This window comes from Prevotella sp. P5-126, assembly GCF_002251185.1.
Classification (GTDB): Bacteria; Bacteroidota; Bacteroidia; order Bacteroidales; family Bacteroidaceae; genus Prevotella.
Window position 1 is genome coordinate 1 of record NZ_NPIZ01000114.1, and the last position, 708, is coordinate 708.

Below are 708 nucleotides of genomic sequence, written 5' to 3' on the forward strand. Positions count from 1 at the left end.
GCTTTCGGAAGATGTACTGGCATAACATTCGTTGATTCCACGATGATACCCGTATGCCATAATCTCAGGAGATATGCCAATAAGGTATTCAAGGGAATTGCCACTGACGGAAAAGGAACAATGGGTTGGTGCCATGGCTTTAAGCTCCATCTTGCGTGCAATGACAGAGGCGAGATAATAGCGTTTGTACTTACTGGTGCAAATGTCAGCGACAAGGACCCGAATGTGTTCAAGGTTCTTGCTAAACGTTTGTATGGCAAGCTGTTTGCTGACAAAGGCTATATTTCGCAGAAGCTGTTTGACTTCCTCTTTGAGGATGGAATACAGCTGGTGACAGGGTTGCGCGTAAACATGAAAAACAAGCTGATGCCGTTCTATGACAGAATGATGCTGCGCAAGAGATACATTATCGAAACCATTAACGACATGCTGAAGAATACGGCACAGATTGTACATTCACGCCATAGATCTGTAAGCAACTTTATCATGAACCTTATTTCAGCATTGGGAGCATATTGCTTCTTCGACAACAAGCCAAAGGCATTGCAAGGATACTGCATCGAAGACACGAAACAGCTGTCACTATTCTAAGGGCAAATCAACTTCTTTCAGCCTTCTGTTATTACCCACTCCTAATGGTATGGGGAGGAGGCGTATTCACGCTGTATTTATATTGTATTAAACACTCGGTTATCCCGAACTGGGGCA

The 708-nt window shown here is 43.8% G+C and carries 1 protein-coding gene; it reads left to right on the top strand.

Features of this window, described 5'->3' with window-relative positions:
- A partial coding sequence (locus tag CIK90_RS13535; RefSeq protein ID WP_144007297.1) for an IS982 family transposase occupies positions 1-591 on the top strand: 591 nt, incomplete at its 5' end.
- Positions 592-708: the final 117 nt, after the last annotated feature.